The sequence below is a fragment of the Pedobacter sp. JCM 36344 genome, from assembly GCF_046546555.1.
GTDB lineage: Bacteria > Bacteroidota > Bacteroidia > Sphingobacteriales > Sphingobacteriaceae > Pedobacter.
The window spans coordinates 139,849-157,571 of record NZ_JBKHKK010000005.1 but is presented as its reverse complement, the minus strand read 5'-3'; the positions used below and the strand labels follow the sequence as shown (position 1 = coordinate 157,571).

16 protein-coding genes are annotated in these 17,723 nt (G+C 41.6%); 5 read left to right on the top strand and 11 right to left on the bottom strand.

The window, feature by feature from the left end:
* Positions 1-64 precede the first annotated feature (64 nt).
* The 7 genes from ACHFIZ_RS06905 to ACHFIZ_RS06875 all read right to left on the bottom strand — a co-directional run bounded on the left by ACHFIZ_RS06905 (position 65) and on the right by ACHFIZ_RS06875 (position 5,459).
* Positions 65-1,273: a DUF3570 domain-containing protein gene (locus ACHFIZ_RS06905; protein WP_410884189.1), complete on the bottom strand. Its 1,209-nt coding sequence runs from the start codon at positions 1,271-1,273 to the stop codon at positions 65-67.
* Positions 1,274-1,282: 9 nt separating this feature from the next.
* Positions 1,283-1,513 (bottom strand): DUF4266 domain-containing protein, encoded by a 231-nt coding sequence (locus ACHFIZ_RS06900; protein WP_410884187.1) that lies wholly within the window; start codon positions 1,511-1,513, stop codon positions 1,283-1,285.
* Position 1,514: 1 nt separating this feature from the next.
* Complete coding sequence (locus ACHFIZ_RS06895) at positions 1,515-2,444, bottom strand: FAD:protein FMN transferase (RefSeq protein WP_410884185.1); 930 nt, start codon at positions 2,442-2,444, stop codon at positions 1,515-1,517.
* A 6-nt stretch (positions 2,445-2,450) separates the two neighbouring features.
* Positions 2,451-2,888, bottom strand: a complete 438-nt coding sequence (locus tag ACHFIZ_RS06890) for a thioredoxin family protein (RefSeq protein ID WP_410884183.1) — start codon at positions 2,886-2,888, stop codon at positions 2,451-2,453.
* 128 nt (positions 2,889-3,016) lie between these two features.
* Positions 3,017-4,162 carry a sensor histidine kinase gene (locus tag ACHFIZ_RS06885; protein ID WP_410884181.1) on the bottom strand — a complete coding sequence of 382 codons (1,146 nt, stop codon included), beginning with the start codon at positions 4,160-4,162 and terminating at the stop codon, positions 3,017-3,019.
* A gap of 140 nt (positions 4,163-4,302) precedes the next feature.
* Positions 4,303-4,974, bottom strand: coding sequence for a response regulator transcription factor (locus tag ACHFIZ_RS06880; protein ID WP_410884179.1), 672 nt, complete (start codon positions 4,972-4,974; stop codon positions 4,303-4,305).
* Positions 4,975-5,231: 257 nt separating this feature from the next.
* Positions 5,232-5,459: a hypothetical protein gene (locus tag ACHFIZ_RS06875; RefSeq protein ID WP_410884178.1), complete on the bottom strand. Its 228-nt coding sequence runs from the start codon at positions 5,457-5,459 to the stop codon at positions 5,232-5,234.
* Between the two features lie 224 nt (positions 5,460-5,683).
* Here ACHFIZ_RS06875 and ACHFIZ_RS06870 point away from each other — a divergent pair, with 224 nt between their 5' ends.
* From ACHFIZ_RS06870 to ACHFIZ_RS06860, 3 genes are all read left to right on the top strand, one after another.
* Positions 5,684-6,532: a chromate resistance protein ChrB domain-containing protein gene (locus tag ACHFIZ_RS06870; RefSeq protein WP_410884176.1), complete on the top strand. Its 849-nt coding sequence runs from the start codon at positions 5,684-5,686 to the stop codon at positions 6,530-6,532.
* Between the two features lie 66 nt (positions 6,533-6,598).
* Positions 6,599-7,804: a chromate transporter gene (locus tag ACHFIZ_RS06865; protein WP_410884174.1), complete on the top strand. Its 1,206-nt coding sequence runs from the start codon at positions 6,599-6,601 to the stop codon at positions 7,802-7,804.
* A gap of 122 nt (positions 7,805-7,926) precedes the next feature.
* Positions 7,927-9,243 carry a hypothetical protein gene (locus ACHFIZ_RS06860; protein ID WP_410884172.1) on the top strand — a complete coding sequence of 439 codons (1,317 nt, stop codon included), beginning with the start codon at positions 7,927-7,929 and terminating at the stop codon, positions 9,241-9,243.
* Positions 9,244-9,301: 58 nt separating this feature from the next.
* Here ACHFIZ_RS06860 and ACHFIZ_RS06855 read toward each other — a convergent pair whose 3' ends face one another.
* The 3 genes from ACHFIZ_RS06855 to ACHFIZ_RS06845 form a co-directional block, all read right to left on the bottom strand.
* Positions 9,302-11,743: a bifunctional YncE family protein/alkaline phosphatase family protein gene (locus ACHFIZ_RS06855; RefSeq protein ID WP_410884170.1), complete on the bottom strand. Its 2,442-nt coding sequence runs from the start codon at positions 11,741-11,743 to the stop codon at positions 9,302-9,304.
* 6 nt (positions 11,744-11,749) lie between these two features.
* Positions 11,750-12,544, bottom strand: coding sequence for a hypothetical protein (locus ACHFIZ_RS06850; protein WP_410884168.1), 795 nt, complete (start codon positions 12,542-12,544; stop codon positions 11,750-11,752).
* Positions 12,545-12,704: 160 nt separating this feature from the next.
* Positions 12,705-14,855 carry a PAS domain S-box protein gene (locus ACHFIZ_RS06845; protein ID WP_410884166.1) on the bottom strand — a complete coding sequence of 717 codons (2,151 nt, stop codon included), beginning with the start codon at positions 14,853-14,855 and terminating at the stop codon, positions 12,705-12,707.
* A gap of 217 nt (positions 14,856-15,072) precedes the next feature.
* Between ACHFIZ_RS06845 and ACHFIZ_RS06840 the strand changes: the two genes are divergently transcribed.
* Positions 15,073-16,071: a glycoside hydrolase family 5 protein gene (locus ACHFIZ_RS06840; protein ID WP_410884164.1), complete on the top strand. Its 999-nt coding sequence runs from the start codon at positions 15,073-15,075 to the stop codon at positions 16,069-16,071.
* Positions 16,072-16,177: 106 nt separating this feature from the next.
* The gene (locus ACHFIZ_RS06835; RefSeq protein WP_410884162.1) at positions 16,178-16,423 is read left to right on the top strand and encodes a hypothetical protein; all 246 of its coding nucleotides are present in this window, start codon (positions 16,178-16,180) and stop codon (positions 16,421-16,423) included.
* Here ACHFIZ_RS06835 and ACHFIZ_RS06830 read toward each other — a convergent pair.
* A complete protein-coding gene (locus ACHFIZ_RS06830) occupies positions 16,398-17,654 on the bottom strand; it encodes a hypothetical protein (RefSeq protein WP_410884160.1) in 1,257 nt (418 codons plus the stop codon). The genes ACHFIZ_RS06835 and ACHFIZ_RS06830 overlap by 26 nt on opposite strands.
* Between the last annotated feature and the right edge of the window lie 69 nt (positions 17,655-17,723).

Below are 17,723 nucleotides of genomic sequence, written 5' to 3'. Positions count from 1 at the left end.
CGTGAAAGGCATTATTAGAAAGACCAGCCATTTAGGGTCGCTAAACGAATTGAGGTTTCCCATCTTATTTTAAAGTCAAATTAAGTGACACGATATTAGAGGCCAGTCCGGTTGATCTGGTGTAATGTCCATATCTGAGCTCCAGCATACTCAAACGCTGCCATCCTAACACCCCCTTTGGTGGTGAGAGTCGGATTCCGGCGCCATAGAAGTCGCTGTTTAGCGTCGATAGATCGTAATCACTCGTAAAATAGGTTGTACCTGGCGTATGGGCGCCATAGCCTGCAAAATACCGGGTACCGGTTTGCTTATTGTAACGATAAAATGGGCTAATGGAAATAAAGGAACTCAACTTTACAGGTACTTCAAGCTCTGCAGTATGCGCCCTGATTCCCCAGTTGTCCATATAGTAACGATAAAAGGTTCTAAGCAGAATGTGGTCAGTAGCGAAATAATTTAATCGTAAAGCGATAGGCAATTTTGAGCGTTTGTTAGGTAGGGTTTCCGCCTGAAGAGAACCATCTGTAAAGTAGTTGCGCTGGTACCTTGTGGCAAGCAAGCCCTTCTGATAGGAAGGTTCCACAATAAATACCGCCTGAAGTTTATCATTAATCACCTGCGACAAGGAGAACGACGAACTAAAAGAATTACGTGGACTGTATTCTTCTGACCGCTGTCGCGAACTTCCCGTTCTTAGTTCAATTGGAAGGATCACTGTCCAGGTATCCAAAAATGCCTGAAGTTTGAAGTCGAATTGTGTGTTCTTATTTTTGGATAACCTAGTCAGGTTGAATCCAGCTCCCATCGACTGGTAATCGTATTCTCCAGAATAGGACCCAGTAAATCCAAATGAATTTCCTGTCGACTGATTGGAATGTGTCCAGTTCAAGGATGGGTATATTCTCGTGTCAGCACTAGAAGCCGAAGAAATAGTAGTTGGATCTATTTTGTCAGAGGATGCGGAAGAATAGTGATCAATTCCCAGTTCAAAAAGGAAGGTGTTTTTCTTACCAAACTTATTGATCTTCGACATTTGAAGATCGATGGCGTTGGCAAAATCAGTTAATTTTTCTGTACCAATCCCACCCGTTACGGCGGAGTTGTTCCCATTCTGGTTATAATATGCAGAAACTAAATTGACCTCATCGATTTTTAATTTACGGCTTTGATAACTACTAATGCTGTCGCCCGTATTTATTTTCTGTTTGATCTGTCCATGCGCGCCCAAAACGCCCAGAAACATAACGATTACATGTAAATATATCTTTCTCATGATTCCGGATTAATTACAACCGCAGCCGCCGCCGCTTTTACCTCCGTTTGCACCTGAAGCACCTTCTCGATATAGTTGGAAACTTTGTTCGAATTTCTGAACTTTTCTGGACGAAAGGGTCATCTCCGAATCATTCAGCTTACTTTTCTGATAGGGCTTTACGGTACTGCATGCACTAAAAAGCGTCATGAAAGTTAGCGCTAAGCCGAGCAAAGTCACTGTTTTTTTTGAAGGTTTCATATCAGTATTTTATATTAATATTTTTCGATGTATAAATTTCATTATCGTCATCAATAATGACGCATGCAACGTTTCTCAATTGATTGATTAGGTCCAGGCCTACCTTAGCGCCCATGATTACAATAGGTGTGGCGAGGGCATCAGCTAGTTCGGCACTGGGACAAATAATGCTGACGCTCTTGATGCCCGAAACAGGTAGGCCTGTTTTCGGATTGATAGTATGCGAATATCTCTTCCCGTCGATTAATGCGTATTTTTCATAATTTCCTGATGTTGCTATGGCCATATTGCTAATACTCAATGCAGAGAAAGCACGCTGCTTACTATTAGGGTCTGCAATACCAATTGTCCATGGCTTGCCGCTAGGCTGCAAACCCCAGGTTATCAAATCACCGGCTGCGTTTACAATTCCACTTTCAATTCCTCGACCCATCATAACCTGCTTCGCCCGATCTGCAGCATATCCTTTTCCAATTCCTCCGAATCCGATTCGCATTCCTTTGTGTTTCAACATAACGGTACTTTCCTGTCTGTCAATGATCACATTTTCATAGTTGATCAGACCTACTGATTTTAATGCGGTTTCCTTTTCAGGCAAAGCCTTCATATGTACATCAAAATTCCATAGACTCTTGTCGATTGAGCCGTAAGTAATGTCAAAAGCCCCCTGAGTTATTGTAGATATTTTAAGAGAACGAGTAATTAATTCAATTACTTCTTGATTAACTTTTACGTGAGCAATCCCTGCAGAACGGTTGATCTCGTTCACCTGACTCGTTTCTTTAAATGTGCTTAACAGTTCTTCAACTCGTCTCACTTCATCAATTGCCTCCGAAATTGCGGTTTTCGCCAAAACCTGGTCGTCGCTAACCGCCGTTATTTCAAAACGGTTGCCCATCAGCTTCACAATTTCCCTGTACGATGAAGTCATGCTCATTTATTTGGTCAGCGGTAGTGCCTTTGCTATTTCCTGAACGAACCCTTCCGGACTCTTATCTGGAAATCCATCCCAGCTTCTAATTACTTTACCATTTTCATCTGTCAAAACTGTAAAGGGAAACTTTCCATCAGGGTTGTAACGTTCGGCAAGGGACTCGTTTCTTTCAGTTTGATCAGCAGATAGCCTGTTTTTCTTTTGCCTCGGGAAATCTGCTCGTACCAAGACGAGTTGCGTTGTTGCATATTTCTCGAACACTGGAGTTTCAAGAATTTCCTTTCTCAACCTGATGCAGGGGCCGCACCAATCCGAACCAGAGAAGTTGATTAAAATTTGTTTGTGAGATTTCCCCGCTTCTTTTAGCGCATCCTCGAAATTGTTCATCCAAGTGAGGGAAGGAAGAATTAAATAGAATAATGTGATCAATAGTAGTTTCATAGTCTTTAAGAATATATTGATAGTAATTTGAAGTGCCGAAAGATAATAAATGAGTAGACCAACGCCAGTTATAACTACAATATCAGGCTCAATTCTGGAGACATTATGAAGTTATTTGTTAAATTATGTTAAGGCGATAATCCGGTGTCGAGAGGTGTTATTGGGAAAGAAATTTCAAAGCAATGCTGATTACGAGAATAAGTATAACTAAATCCAAAATACTGTTGATTCGATATTTGCTTTAAAATCGCCAAGCCAAGACCTGTACCTTCAGAATTGCTGTCTTTAAAGAAGCGGTCGAAGATTTTATGCTGATCCAAAGCCTGGGCTATACCTGTATTTTTGAAGATCATGCCATGCGCTGATAGAATTATCTCTATGTTTCCATTCTCGTAATTATGCCTTATTGAATTGCTAAGCAAGTTGTTGATCAAAATTTCAAACAGGTATTTGTTTGTTTTAAGGATCACCGGATTAAGGGTAGTCATCACGCTGAGGTTTCTTTTTTGGGCCAACTCCTGAAAATAATTAATCCTTTCAACCAGTAAAGAGGTTACCTCGACATTTTCCTGTTCCCCAATTATGTTGTTGTCGATTTTTACCAGCAAAAGTAATGACTGATTGAGTTTTGTCAAACGGGAAGTTGCCTTATAAAGGTCGATTAATGTTTCACTTTCTTCCTTTCCAAGTCGGTCTGATTGCAGCATCGTATCAAGTTTTGAATTAATCACAGCTAGAGGGGTCATCATCTCGTGCGAAGCGTTTTCAGTGAAGAGCCTCACTTCCCTGAAGTCAGACCTTACACGAGCCGAAATATCAAGTATGGCTTGATTGAGTTCCTGAAATTCCTGAACTGGACTGGCGACAGATGCAAATGATTTATCCTGATCTAAGTTAAAGGTTTTAATATTTTCCAGGATTTGCCAAAAAGGGCTCCACAATCTCCTCGTCATAAACCTATTAATCAGAAGTAGTACAATTAGTAATAGGAGTAGGGATGAAATTATGATAAAGATAATACTTTTAATCTGATCCTGCCACTCCACTTTTGAGGTAAATATGGTTACTTCGTAATGTGATACCTCATAGGTTACACCAGTTCTTAGGTACCTGGCAGTTTCCCTTCTTTTCTTTTTTGGATTGTAAAAAAAGGTGTCAGCGAATTGTTTTCTGGTGTCTGGATGATCGACTTTTCTATATTTGATCACAAGTCCATCATAAAGGTCATGTACAGGTTTAATATTTCTAATATCGGTAGAATTCTTTAACTCCATGAGCTCTTCCACCAAATTATTGTCGATCTGTTTATTTAAATAAAAGCTCAGGGTATGGTAAAAAAGAAAACCTATACAAATAAGTCCTATAGTACTTACGAGGATTAAAACTCTGTTATAACCGGTTAACAACTTCACCTTTACTGAAACTTATAGCCGATGCCGTAAATAGAATGAAAATAGTCTTTGGAGCCTCCATCCGTCAACTTCTTTCTTATATTCTTGATGTGGGTATAGATAAAGTCAAAACTGTCTGCCATATCTGCATCTTCTCCCCAAACGTGTACCGCTGCAGCTGATTTTGAGATTACCTTAGATTTATTGGTCACAAAATAGAGGAGAATATCAAATTCTTTCTTTGTCAGATAAATCAGGACTGTGTTGACCCTGACCTCTTTAGAAACAACATCAATCTCAATTTCATTAAAAATTACCAGATCATTTCCGCTAAAACTTCTCCTGCGAACGATAGATGTCGTCCTTGCATTTAATTCGGAGAGATGGAATGGCTTTACCAGATAATCATCTGCTCCAAGACTTAAGCCTTCAACACGGTGTTCTATTGAGTCCCTTGCAGAGATGATTAAAACCCCATCCTTTCGTTTCAATTTTTTCAGCAATCTGAGTAGCTCTAGCCCATCGCCATCTGGCAGGCCGAGGTCCAAAAGAATGCAGTCATAGTCGTATAGATTGATTTTCTCAATAGCTTGATCAAACGTTGCTGAGCAATCACAAACATTTCCCTCTGCGGTTAAATACTGCAAGATGCTCCTTCTAAGGCTTTCCTCATCTTCAACGATTAGCAACTTCATAACGTAAATATCCAACTTAATTCTGAAGACTTGCTGAAGTTGATAGCCGTGATTTCAATTGATCTCACTTTTTTTTACTGCGCCGGTCTTGTCATATACCCTTTTTAAAGTCAAAAGTTATAAAAATTTGCTTTGATTTTTTGGTGTTGGCGTGTGGTTTTATTCGCTGTTGGGTTTTGGCCTCGACTTCAGTTTGGCCGACTTTTTCAAGTCCCGTACCTACCTATTTTAAAGTTATTACTTCAAATTTCGTTCCTTTAAAAGTTTCTCCAAGTCCTCATTGTTTTTTGAATTTTTAATTGCCACAATATGCAAAAAAAAGTGATTAGCGAAAGAAATCCAAATGTGTTTTTTACGATACAGTAAGTTACAATTTCAATCATTACTCCAATAAATACAGCAATAATCATGGAAGCTGATTTTATCTTTTTTGCTTCCTCTAAGAGTTCTTGATCTGTTAATTCGGATAGTTCTTCTTGCTTCATTAATTATATTGTTTTCAATATTTCTTTTTTTATAGACAGGTCAGCTATAACGGTTCTATTAAAACTAGGTCCTCTTTATGAGCTTTTTTATTGTTGTCAGCAGTTATTTTTATTCGTAAAATAGCTCGAGACTTGTATCGGTGTTTATACAACTGAAATTCTAAAACATAAATATAAAATGGTGGCCATTCACTAACTTTAGCGAGTAAGTTATACGACATAAAATGAAATGGATTACCCGTGATAGACCAAAGATTGACCGTATCGCCTGCCCTTGGCTTATAAAGCGGTTCATAGATCCGGGTGCACAAATCATCTATGTTCCTTTTGAACAGGTGATTTCTACAGCTGAAAAAATTGGAGCTATTCCCTTTGACCTTCCTGGGGTCGAATACAGCCATTATAATGATCAGTGTACTTTTGACTATTTCTTAAAGAAGCATAGGCTGAAGGATATAGCCCTCGACCGAATGGCGGCAATAATCCGTGGTGCAGATACAGACCGGCTCGACTTTGCCCCACAGGCAGCCGGACTGTCTGCGATCTTCCTTGGCCTTTCCAGAAACATCTCGAATGATCATGATTTGTTAGAAATCGGCATGACGGTTTACGACGGACTCTATACCTGGGCAAAGCACCTTCAGAAGCAAAAGCACACCCAGTCCCCGGTAGAGCATTTATTGCTTGATGTATATAACCGTTACCTTAAATCCAGTTTCAAAAAAGCTCCGGAATGGACAAGGGAACTGAAAGAAATGATCCAGGACCAAACGGACACTAATATGAGCATAAGCCTACAACAGGCATCGGATTCGTTGGACATTAATCCAGCCTACCTTTCAAGAGAGTTCTCGAAATATTTCGACAACCTCTCTTTTGGCGAATATATCCGGAAGATGCGTATCGAGAAAGCAGTAAGTCTGATGGAATCCTCGACCTATTCACTAACCGAAATAGCATACCTGACAGGTTTCTCTGACCAAAGCCATTTCAATAGAATATTTAAAAAGCAGCTGGGCGAAAATCCATCAGTTTTTAGAAAAGCGATGCAAAAAGGTAAAAAGAATACATAACAGTTAAATCCGTACAATTTCAGAGGATTTCTAATGTCGAGTATTGTAGGACAAAAGATTTGACTCATGAATAAAAATATCACTAGCAAAGCAAACCAAATTTACACTCATTCACAATCATCATACAGTTTAAGGGTGCTTAGTATTTATTTCCTAAAATTGGGTACTTGGGGATTCGGTGGTCCTGTAGCGCTTGTGGGTTATATGTACCGTGATTTGGTAGAGAACAAAAAGTGGTTAACTGATGAAGAATATAACGAGGGACTGGCACTTGCTCAGTTAGCACCCGGGCCTCTAGCAGCGCAACTTGGCATCTACATCGGTTTTGTACATCATGGTCTTTTGGGTGCGACGCTGGCCGGAATTGCCTTTGTACTCCCTTCATTTATTATGGTTGTCGTACTTGGAATGGCCTATCAACTTTATGGCGGCCTTGCCTGGATGCAGGCTGTTTTCTATGGAGTAGGTGCTGCAGTGATTGGAATCATTGCTATGAGCGCTTATAGATTGACCATTAAATCCATCAGTAAACTGGAATGGTCAGCCATGAGATCAAAATGGCTCCTCTGGCTCTTTTATATTACTGGTATTGTCATTACCGTCGTTACAGAAAGGGAGGAGATCCTGCTATTTATTAGCTGCGGAATAACATATATGATGATCAAGGCACCACCGAAATTGATCAAGAAACCGAGTTCACTTTCAGTAGGGTTATTGGTTGGGTTAGGGTTTTGGAACTATGATGGAAATACCTTACAAGGAATTGGATGGTTCTTTGCTAAAGCGGGGGCATTTGTTTTCGGGAGTGGGCTGGCTATTGTACCATTCCTGCATGGTGGGGTAGTTAAGGAATTTGGATGGCTAACAGAGCACCAGTTTGTCGACTCTGTGGCGGTCGCAATGATTACTCCAGGTCCTGTTGTCATTACTGTAGGCTTTATTGGTTACCTTATTGCGGGCTTTCCTGGAGCTTGTGTTGCCGCACTGTCCACTTTTCTCCCTTGCTATATTTTTACGGTAGCCCTTGCGCCTTCGTTTAAGAAGATTGCCAAAAACGTCAGCATAAAGGCTTTTGTAGAAGGAATAACAGCTGCCGTAATTGGAGCGCTCGTCGGTTCGGTTATTGTCATAGGGATACGCTCTATTAACGATATTTGGACAGCCTTAATTGCAATAACAGCATTAGGGGCATTGGTTTACATCAAGAAATTACAGGAACCATATATTATCGGGGTAGCTGCCGTCGTTGGACTGCTTATAAAATTTATCTAACCATTCTAGTGGCCCAGTACGGCAATTATGAGATCGTATAAGGTATTGAAGCAAGATATGAAATTGTAAAATAATAATATTGATTAGCTTTAGAGAGAAGTAGATTCCAACCAGTCTTTTTTATGCTAAAAATTATCCGCGTCATTTTTCTTTTTTTTTGCAGCATACCGCTAAATAGTCAGGCTCAAGGTGAAACGACTTTAAAATTTAAATCATTAAAGGCCGTTAAAAGCAATTTGGCGGCGGATGCAGTTGGTGTGAATACGCATTTGAATTACCTGGGATCGGTATATGACCTGCATTACCAGGACATCATCAAGCCGAGACTGATTGAGCTGGGCACAAAACATATCCGCGATCACTTTGGCAATGAGAAAATAAATGCCAGGTACATGAATTTGGCTCATGATTACGGAATTAGGTTGTTGCTGATTGGTGGTGATAACGGCAATGAACTGGAGCAAGGTCGAAATGAAACCATCAGGCTCAATCAGCTCATTCCAGGTAAATCCGTTGTCGAATTTCTAGAGCCCGCCAATGAACGCGACATCGGCTGGAATAGGGACTGGCTGAAATTGTGTAACTATGTAATAAGGTTCAAAAGTATGTTTAAGGAAAATCCAGTTACCAAATCTATTCCCTTACTTGGGCCATCTTTTGCCAATACCAGAAATAGTGTGCTTGATTTTGCTGCGGTATGCAAAAATGCTGCTACACAAATGGACATGGGTAACCTTCATGCCTATAGTGGTCTTTATCCCGAAAGCCCGGTAGGAGGAGGATGGGGAATCGGGTTCAATGAGGCGATATCGCGTTATAAAACAATTTCGGCGGATCAGCCCATCATAGAAACTGAATCAGGTTATAAAATGAGCGAGGGGGCCGATGGACATCCTGCTGTATCGGAAAGAACAGCTGCAAAATATGCCCCCCGTTTGGTATTATCACGATTAAAGGCAGACATTCCTAAAATCTATTTTTATCAGCTCATCAATAATTCGGAGGACTTTGGCTTACTCAATACAGATGGTTCGCCGCGTCTGCAATACACAGCATTAAAAAATTTCATTTCCCTGATGCGTGACACCAATAGCGACTTCGAGCCCGAAACTCTTGAATTCTCATTAACAGGAAACCTGGGAGATATCCAGTACCAATTGTTTCAAAAGAGCGACCGCAGGCTACTGTTATTGATCTGGCGAGGAGTTAATGGTTCAGAGGGAGGTTCAAAGAACAACGACTACCGGGACATCAACAACCCTGAACTCACGATTCAACTTGCGCTTAAAGCAAAGGCGAAACAGGTTAAAATCTATCGTCCGAGTTTTAATTACATGCCCGACGGGAACGGGACAAGCCCATTAAAAGTTTATCAAAATACCGCTATAATGTCAATAGGTATTCCTGACCACATAGTCTGCATTGAGATTACCAAATAGTACGGGTTTAGGGGTGTTACTTTGAAGCGATTTTTGTGACTGTGTAAGCCAAAGCTCATTAATCATCGTCATCTTTCTTTTTCTTTTCCAAAATCACAAATGCACTTCGCTTAGGCGCAGGCATGATGCTATGCTCGCCCTTGACCGATTTCCAGACTACTTCATTTAGGTCTAGATCAGGGGCAGAATCTTCCTTCGCAAAGTTAAAAAGCTCTGACCGCCGACTGCTTTCATTTACTGCCACATTTCGAGTATCCAGGTTTATCATTGGTTGTTTCAATGTAAATGGCGTAAAATCTGGCTTATTAGTAAAACATTCAAACAGCGGCATTGCACCTGCATCATATTGGCTCATTGGTGGTAGTCCGAGTATCAGCTCCATTGTTCTTAAGAAACCTGATGTAGAGTACATGGTATGGACTGCAGCATTTCTTTTGACATATGGGCCAATTACATAGGCCGGTGAACGGTGCGCATCGACATGGTCGGGACCGTTTTGCGCATCATCTTCCAGAATAAATACTACCGATTCTTTCCAAACTGGACTATGCGAAAGGTGTTCAATGATTCGGCCAACCGCAAGATCATTATCCGCCACAGCGGCCTGAGGTGACACTTTACCTTTTTTCTGACCGCTGGTATGATCGTTAGAGATCCTGATTGTATTAAATTGTGGAACCGAACCAGTATTCAACAGCGAATCGAAGTCGTGTTCCCAGGCATCTGCCCTCACTTGGTCGGTAATGTCCATGTCAAATCCTGGAGAGTTCGGGCACATATGCCCTTGCAGTGACTTGATGTTAGCTTTGGCATAGGAACCAAATTCACCGTAACTTCGGTATGAGACTCCTGCCCGCAGGCAATAGTCCCAAATAAATCCACCCTTCGGATAGGTCACTGGCCGGCCGCCCTCGAAAGTTGTAGAGCCACCACGAGCACCATAGCTTGTGGGCCAAGATTTTTCAACTACATCTGTGGCATACGCTGCCATACTCCAATTGTGCCCATCTGCGCTTACCTCGGCATCAACATAAAAATTATCTAGCAGTACGAAATTCTCTGCAAGTGCATGCTGGTTTGGTGTAATCTTTCTGCCAAACAGGCATAATGAAGAATCCCCATTGCCATTGGTTAGGTCGCCTAAAACCTGATCATAGGTTCGGTTTTCTTTGATAATATAGAAAACATGTTTGATAGGGGACTTCTCTCCTGCTCTACGAGGTATTGGGTTTCCAGCTTCTCCGTCAGCAACAATGGTTTTTTTATCATTGAAAGGCGTATTGGCGTATACCTGTTTGGTGTAAGTCTTCAACTCCTCTGGTTTTGGAACAGTGATGAATGATAAGCTACCCTTAAAGAGACCCGCGATATATTCTAGTCTATTATTAGCTGTGCTTCCCATGTGATAGCCGCTATTATCGACCTTAGAAATTGGCTGCGGTCCTTTAGGATTTGGAAGTGACGTATTGCCTTTGCCATTGCTGACAAATATTTTGTTTCCAAATGTTTTAACACTGGTAGGGTACCAACCAACCGGAATAAAGCCTTGACTCAAACTGCTACCTGGTTTACTTACATCAAATACCGCCAAGCAATTGTTGTCGGCATTCGCAATGTACAAGCTTTTTTCATTGGCACTTAAGGCTAGACCATTAGTCGTAGATCCTGTCAGCTGAGTGGCGTAAAGAGTTGTTGCAATAGTTTCTGTTACCTTTCCAGCTATTGTGTTTATCACCGATACCGTGTTGTCATTGGCATTGGCAACAAAAAGAATATTTCCTTTATTGTTGAGCAGCAACTCGTTAGGGTGATCGCCTACGGGGATGATTTTTACGATTTTATTAGTACCGAGATTAACTACTGCTACACCTTTGCCTCCCCATAAGGAAACATAAAGTTTGCTTTCATCCACGGAGAGCACACAGCTGTACGCTATGGCAGGGAGCTGAACTTTATGGAGAATCTTTTTCTCCCCAGGATTAATGATGTAAAGGGTGCTGTCTTCTTTTGTTACTGTGTAAAGCTTGCTATTAGATTTGTTAACCACGATACCGGCCGGACTAATCTTACCTTTTGGCCATACGGGCCCGAGTTTTATAGTGTCACAAGTGCCAAGCAACCTATTCTTGATTTTAAAATCAAGGATCCAGTTGTCATTTCCACCTGAGGCATATAAATGCTGTTCATTCTTGCTAAACGCCAATCCATACCAGGATTTGGACAATGCGCGTTCGTCCAATATTCGCTCTGTTTTTGGATCAACCAATTGCAGTGATTGTGTACTTTGTCCATTATTAGTTATTGCCAAAAAACTGCCTGATGGACTCAGCTGGAGGTTTAGCGGCAAGTCTCCTAGTGGAATCGAGCGGCCTGCCGGACTTAATTTCCATCCATTGGGAAGTAAGATCTGACTCGCTTGATCTGTTTTTCCCGGCCACTGAGCGGAGGTTCGTCCAACCCAAATAAAAGTTATAGTGATTAAAAGAAATACTTGTTTCATTTCTAGTTATTTGAAAAGATTAAAATTAACCAATGCCCTAAACGAATATCCGTTGGTGGTAGCACCAAGTTCGCGGATTGCATCGGAAGGTATGATGTTACTTCTTGTGGCGTAGAACACTGGTCCGCCTGATAACGAAAATGACAGCTTCGAATTTGATGGGGAAATGTTCAAAGAAGGGCCAACCATTAGTTTTGCGCCGCCTTCTGCTTCATCTGCCTCCCAAAATCCTTCCAGGTCCTGACCGACTGCTTCCAGGCCTACAAACAAGGCCGGTGACAAGCGGCACTGAAAACCTAAGCTACTTATGAAGTCGAGTTTATCTCTTTCGCTGTCGAACGCTTTCTCAAACCTGAGATTACCCGTCGCCCGCCATTTAGATTGATCAAAAGACAAAACGATCCTGCTGATGGCAGACTTCACATTCGACCAATCGCGACTTGCCCCTACGCCGACACCAAGCCTGAATCCTTCAGAGATCTTTCCACCGCCAATTAGATCACGTAGCACTTCTGCTTGTTGGGCAGAAGCCACTCCACCTCTATTAGCGAAGCCTACCGATGCTGTTGCATACAAAGTAAAGCGGTTGCCAAGATAGCCCTTGACACCAAACTGTTGGCCTATGCCATCATAGCCAAACTGACCAGAAGTACGTTCTCCATAGCTTCCGGAATAATGTAGGTTCCAGTATGGCTCTTGGCCGGTAAGGGAATTAACGGTGTATAAAAATGGTTGAGCAGTTTGCTGCGCAGACGCATTTAATCCTAAGCCGATTAGAACGGAAAGCAATATCCTTTTCATGGAATATTTTAGTTTAATTATCGAGAGCTATATTAGGCTTGTAAAATGAATAAACGAGTTGTTCTTTGTTAATATTAAGTTAAGTCTTTCCGTTCAGTATAATAAGAATGTGCTACGAAAGGCCTATTTCAATGTATTTGCGAAACTAACCATTCCCTTGCTATCTTTGACAATCTACGATGATCAGTTCGTGGCTCAAAGAGATATGCTGCATTCCTTCCACACTTTCTTCGACCATCTGACCGAAATCAAATGTAGACATATCGTAGGTCATCTTTCCGGCATTGATCTTGGTTACGTCCAAAAGCTCGGTAATCAGCTTGTTCAGGTTGGCCACCTGACCTGAAGACTTCTTGAGCAGGTCGTCCAGCTTGGGGTCTCTATTAGCACGTGCCATCAGCTGGGTGTATGCCTTTATACTAGTCAGAGGTGTCTTTAGTTCATGGCTTGCAATGGAGATGAATTCGTCCTTCTGCTGCTCGTTCTTTTTTTGTGTTTCGATATTGGTATTGGTACCCAGCCATAATGTTGGCAAGTTGGCTTCCGTCAGTGGCAAGGCGCGTCCCAGGTGCCAGTGATAGCTGCCATCAGCAAACTTAAGGCGGAACTCGACCATGTATTCGCTCGCCGTCTGAAGTGAATTCGTCCATTTTTCAAGGCATCCTGGAAGATCATCAGGATGAATAAACTCCTTCCAACCATGGCCAACGATCTGTTGGTTGCTATATCCAAAATCATTGCAGACCACTTCATTGACATAGTCAAGTGCTCCATCTGGTGAAGCGGTCCATACCTGTTGGGGAATCGCGTTGAGTATAAACCTGAATTGCTTTTCGTTGGCCTCAATGAGTTCGATCTTTTCTTCAAGAGCGACTTGCATGAGCTTGAGATTTTCGATAGCCGCCATGGTTTCGTCATTAGATGAATTCAATTCTTCGTTGATAGCGGTGAGTTCCTCATTCATTGCCTGAGCCTGCTGTTCGCTGATCTCCAATTGTTTTCTGTTCATCACCTGCTCGGTAATGTCGTTCACGGTCACCAGGATCGCCTCCACAAGTCCGTCGCTGTTATGGATTGGTTCATATGAAAAATCAATGTATTCTTCACGGTGCAAGTGTGGCGAACGGACTTCAGCTATTTTTACAGGTATTCCTGTATCAAAGACTCCTTGAAGCAATGCTGGATAACTGGTATTCATAAGTTCAGGAAAAACTTCTAGTAGAGGTCTTTCGGTCACTTGTTCGTTTTTTTTGTCCCAGCGATGGAGCATTGGCTGGTTGACAATTTCTATATATAGCTCATGGCTTCTTAGTACGGTCATGGCGATGGGTGCGGTCATAACCATGCTGTACATGCGTTTGCCAATTGATTCAAGTTTTTTCCTTGCATGTATCTGCTCAGACACTTTGGTGGCTATTACGATGATTGCATCGGTCTGCCCGCTACTATTCTGTAAAGGTTTGAATATGAAATTGAAATAGGATTCCTTTCGAGTTCCCTCGTGTTCCAGCTGCGCCAATACCTCGTTTCCGTAGAAGGGTTCTCCCGAAGTGTATACCCTGTCCAGCAATTCGGGAAAGGGCTGGTCTTTGATTTCGGGGAGGGCATCGATCAGCCTCTTTCCGATGATATCGCTTGATTTCCCCCAAACCTTGAGCATCAATTCATTGGCGGATTCGATAACAAGTTCCCGACCTTTAAGGGTACTAATTGCCACTGGTGCCCCTTGGATGAGGTAACGGAAGCGTGATTCGCTTTGGGAAAGTTCCGACGTACGCTTTTCTACGATCAATTCCAGCTGGTCGTTAAGATCCAAAAGCCCTTTTTTGGCTTTGCTGAGCTGGTCATTGGAGCGAAGCAATTCCTGATTGAGCGCCTTTTCTTTCTTGAGTGCTTCAGCACTGATGTAATGTTCGGCTACACGCTGGGTGGTTAGCAGCTCATCGATATCGATGCAAGAGCCAATATATCCTGCAAAACTACCGTCCGCGGCGTACCTTGGCACGCCGTTATCAAGTAGCCAGCGGTAAATCCCATCATATCTTTTTAGGCGATATTCCATCCTGAACGGCTTCCGTGCATCGAAACTGGAGTTGTAAATCTCAAAGCAGCGATCAAAATCTTCTGGATGGACGCCTTCTGCCCAACCGTTGTCATACTCCTGTTCCATTGTTCGTCCCGTAAAGCCAAGCCATCCCTGGTTGAAAAAATAGCAGAGCTTATCAGTTCCTGATATCCAGATCAGTACCGGAGCAGTATCTGCCATGACCTTAAACTGTTCTTCGATCGGAATGAAGCGATTTGAATCCATATCACAATATTAATGTTTTGTCTGCATTTGGTCAAATTATGCTTGGTGCCAGATTATTTTTGTTGATGTTTTAAATGTTACGGCTGACGATCGATCGACTTAAACAAAAATTCCCTGATAGATCTCTTAACATTTGTGTCCCTATTTTTTAGCAATAGAATAAGATTAAATGCTTTATTTTAGTTTAATTGCATCAAATTTTACAATACTTTGAAAGATGAATAGATTATTTTGTTACGCGAGCAGATTTACTTGCATAACCCTGCTTTTAATTGGGACTGCTTTCTCAGTTACATCACAGACCTCCAGTCCGGTAATTCGGCATGGCGCGTTGAAAGTATCGGGAGGAAAAATGGTTGACCGAAATGGCGAGCCGCCACAACTAAGGGGCATAAGCCTTTCATGGAGTATTTGGGGTGGAAGCAAATATTATAACCCCGAGGTGCTGCGTTGGCTGAAAACAGATTTCAATATCAACCTATTGCGAGTATCTATGGCTGTGGAGCCAGCTGGCGGATATCTAAAAGATCCTGAAGGGCAGGAGAAATTAATTATCCCTGTGATCGATGAAGCAATCAGGCAGGGAATATATGTACTGATTGACTGGCATGACCACCACGCAAATGTAAATGTTGATCGTGCAAAGGCTTTTTTTAGTAAGATTAGCAAGAAATATGCCGGCGTACCGAACGTAATTTATGAGATATGGAACGAACCTGAAAGAGTCGAATGGAAGGTTGTGAAAGATTATGCCGATGTGGTTGTAGCCGAGATCCGCAAGAATGATCCAGAAAATATAATAGTGGTGGGTAGCCCACACTGGGACCAAGATATTGACCTCGTTGCCAAAGAACCGCTTACTGGTTTCCAAAATATTGTTTACTCTTTTCATTTTTATGCTTCGGAACCAAATCATCAAGAAGCGTTGATGCGCAGGGCAGATGAGGCTCTGAGTTTAGGGTTACCAATTTTCGTAACGGAATGGGGTGTAGGAGAAGCAACGGGGGATGGTGTTTTTGATGTTCAAAAAACAGATACATGGTTCATGTGGATGGAAAAGCACAAGTTAAGTTCCGCCAACTGGAACTTAACCGATAAAAAAGAAACCACTGCGCTGCTGCTTCCAGGCGCTTCCGCTAATGGGAGCTGGCCATTAAACATGCTAAGTCCCGCAGGAATTTACATTAGAACACAACTGAAGAAATTTAATAAATAATTTTTATCCACTGGTATTCGAAGCCCCGAAAAAACCCCAGCCTAGAATATTTACTAAGGCGGCTAAAAGAACAAGTTTAGACTTTGCTATTCAAGCAGTGTTGATTTTGGCAATTACCTGGTCGGTGGTGTTCTATCGGGGTAGGTTTCATGAGTGGAAAGATATAGAAAAGAATGCTTGTGTTATGACCACAGAACGTTTATCAATAATCATAGCCATTGTTCTTTCTATTATTTTTTTGAAAGAAAAGGTAACCTGGCAAATTATTCTCGGGGGAACTATGATGGTCTCAGGTGCGTTGCTCATTGCTTTGTCCAATATTCCATTTATCTATTATATGGATATTCATTGACCCACCTAAATTTTCTTTTAGTTAGTTCAAATTCTTTTCTCTTTAAAGAGATTACAACTGGCTTACCAAGTAAAATGCCTTTCAAGACCAAGGAATCTTTCTTCAGGCTTTCATAAGTTAAATTATAGATAGAATCTGGTTTCTCCCAAAAAGAGAACTTCATGGACTTTGTAGCGAGCTGGATCTCAGACTTAGCATAGATAGTTTCATTGTCGCCATACTTAATAATCGCCCTATCGTAACTGTCAAAACCAATTACATTCCAGCCTTTGCTCACATAAAGGCTATCTATCGCCGGGGTGCCTTCTGTCCAGGTCAATTTAGATAGGCGATAGGCGCCATATAAACTTTTCTTGAGGTCACCCTTATCATCAGTAGCGATTGTATAAAACTTAGCACCTAAGGGAATCAAAGCGCAAAATACAATAGCAACGTACTTAACCAGAACTACCGTAACTCTTTGCCAGTTTGCATTAAAGGAAGGAGGATTAAATTGATCCAGGCCAACATTCATCCCCATAAAAAAGAATCGAAACAGCCTTACGATATTAGGAGAGAGGATTATTAAACACATGATTACAAGTGCGGTGCTCAGCATCTTTACGGGCACGTCAAAGAAGTAGTTGATTAGCATAATATTAAGACAGGTCATCAAACTTAAAAAGGCCCCAATTGTAGTAGTTTTCCTAAATAAGAGCAATGCGCCCATCATTTCTGCCACGAACATAAAGTGCTTATAGCCATCGGAGTAACCCATAAATCGCCATGCCAAACCCATAGGGGATGAATCACCATAGGTGGTTAACATACCACCAACTGACGGCGAGGGGAATTGTCCGTTGTGAAGCTTTGCCACTGCGTAGTGGATTAACATAAAGCCAACATAATACCGTAATACCACAACAAGCCAATAAAATATGCGCTTGTGATTTGACCGTTTATAGTCTATGGCCGACCAAATAATCGTCCCTAATATTGATAATAGCAAAACTACCAAGAGCAACACGTAGAAATAACTGGTATCTCCGCTGCCATTAAACTGAGGGTCAATTGGTTCAGTCCTATGCAGAATATGTTCGCCTACCCAAAATACCATCGCCTTTTGTAGTGGAACAAAATAATGCATAACGATATCCAGGAAGTTAAATGCACCATTGTTAAAAAATAATACAAACAGGATAAAAAAGAGGAATAGACAGCGGATTGCAATAAGATTAAGGGTTTTGGTCATAAAAGATGTTTATTTTGATGACAACAGGTGGACGGTGTGATTTCAGCTATTATGTCTTGTTGGTTAACC